Raw genomic sequence first — 1,788 nt, forward strand, 5'->3', positions numbered from 1 at the left:
CTAGTGCTCTGACCGCATAGGTTCGCCGGGTTGGTGGTCGTGGCGGTTGGATGTGCGGTGACGTCCGATCCGACTGCTGGAGGTGCGGTGGCCGAGCCTGTCCGCGTACGCAGACTGACCGACCAGGAGGGGCAGAAGCTGCAGCAGATCGTGCGCCGTGGCAGCACCAGTTCGGTGCGCTACCGGCGCGCGATGATGTTGCTGGCCTCGGCCGGCGGGAACCGGGTCCCGGTGATCGCGAAGCTGGTGCAGGCCGACGAGGACACCGTGCGGGATGTGATCCACCGGTTCAACGAGATCGGCCTGGCCTGCCTGGACCCTCGGTGGGCGGGAGGCTGTCCCCGCCTGCTCAGTCCTGACGACGAGGACTTCGTCGTCCAGACGGCCACCACCCGTCCGACCAAGCTCGGTCAGCCTTTCACCCGCTGGTCGCTGCGCAAACTCGTCGCCTACCTGCGCAAAGTCCATGGCCGGGTGATCCGCATCGGCCGTGAGGCGTTACGCGGCCTGCTGGCCCGCCGCGGTGTCACCTTCCAGCGCACCAAGACCTGGAAGGAGTCCCCCGACCCAGACCGCGAGGTGAAGCTGGACCGGATCGAGGAGGTCCTTGACCGCTTCCCCGACCGGGTCTTCGCCTTCGACGAGTTCGGCCCGCTCGGGATCCGGCCCACCGCAGGCGCCGGCTGGGCCGAACGCAAACGTCCTGACCGGCTGCCGGCCACCTACCACCGCACCCACGGGGTGCGCTACTTCCACGGCTGCTACTCGGTCGGCGACGACCGCCTGTGGGGCGTCAACCGACGCAGGAAAGGTGCCGCGAACACGCTGGCCGCGCTGAAGTCGATCCGCGCCGCCCGGCCCGACGGCGCCCCGATCTACGTGATCATGGACAACTTGTCCGCCCACAAGGGCGCCGACATCCGCCGCTGGGCGAAGAAGAACAAGGTCGAGTTGTGCTTCACCCCGACCTACGCGTCCTGGGCGAACCCGATCGAGGCACACTTCGGACCGCTGAGGCAGTTCACCATCGCCAACTCCAACCACCCCAACCACACCGTGCAGACCCGGGCCCTGCACGCCTACCTCCGCTGGCGCAACGCCAACCACCGCCACCGCGACGTCCTGGCCGCCGAACGCAAGGAACGCGCCCGGATCCGCAGCGAGAGAGGCATCCGCTGGGGTGGACGACAACTCGCCCCGGCGGCGTGAGGATCCTCAGGGCTCTTGTTCCCCAGGGCTCCATACGTATCGGATGTCCGGCTCGCGCTCCTCATTGCGGTGCCCATCGGTGGACTCGGCAGCGATGAAACCATGGCGCTCATAGAAGCGACGTGCCGACGCGTTGACCTGGAATGTCCACAGTGCCAACCCGGCCGGGCGACGCTCCTTCGCCAGATGCACGAGCTGGCTGCCAATGCCCTGGCCCTGCCAGGCCGGATCGAGATAGAGCTGATCCAGGTCTTCGCCGTCCAGCACCATCATCCCGACCACGGAGCCATCGACCGTCGCCACCCACGTCTCCTGCCCCGGCACGACCACCTCCCGGAACCAGGACCGGACCTCGTCGTCCGTATGCGCCCGGCGCACGCCCGGAAGCGCCGCCGCGAAAGAACGCAGCCACACATCGGCCACCGCAGCAGCGTCGGAGGCGACCGCGCGTCGGACGACAGAGTTGTTGATCTCCACAACGACGCATGCTCGCAGACACACGATGCGGCTGCATCCGACTTCTCCGCAACGCTCGAACCAGAACGGAACCCGGTGAACCTATGCGGTCAGAGCACTAGC

2 protein-coding genes are annotated in these 1,788 nt (G+C 67.7%); one reads left to right on the forward strand and one right to left on the reverse strand.

Annotation, left to right across the window (positions count from 1 at the left end):
* Positions 1–87: 87 nt before the first annotated feature.
* Entirely contained in the window at positions 88–1,209 is a 1,122-nt protein-coding gene (locus tag ABT041_RS38920; protein WP_351193885.1) for an IS630 family transposase, read from the forward strand.
* A gap of 6 nt (positions 1,210–1,215) precedes the next feature.
* On the opposite strand, the gene ABT041_RS38925 is transcribed toward ABT041_RS38920, so the two are convergent.
* Complete coding sequence (locus ABT041_RS38925) at positions 1,216–1,686, reverse strand: GNAT family N-acetyltransferase (RefSeq protein ID WP_351193887.1); 471 nt, start codon at positions 1,684–1,686, stop codon at positions 1,216–1,218.
* Between the last annotated feature and the right edge of the window lie 102 nt (positions 1,687–1,788).

This window comes from Streptomyces sp. NPDC002825 (assembly GCF_040295385.1).
Classification (GTDB): Bacteria; Actinomycetota; Actinomycetes; order Streptomycetales; family Streptomycetaceae; genus Streptomyces.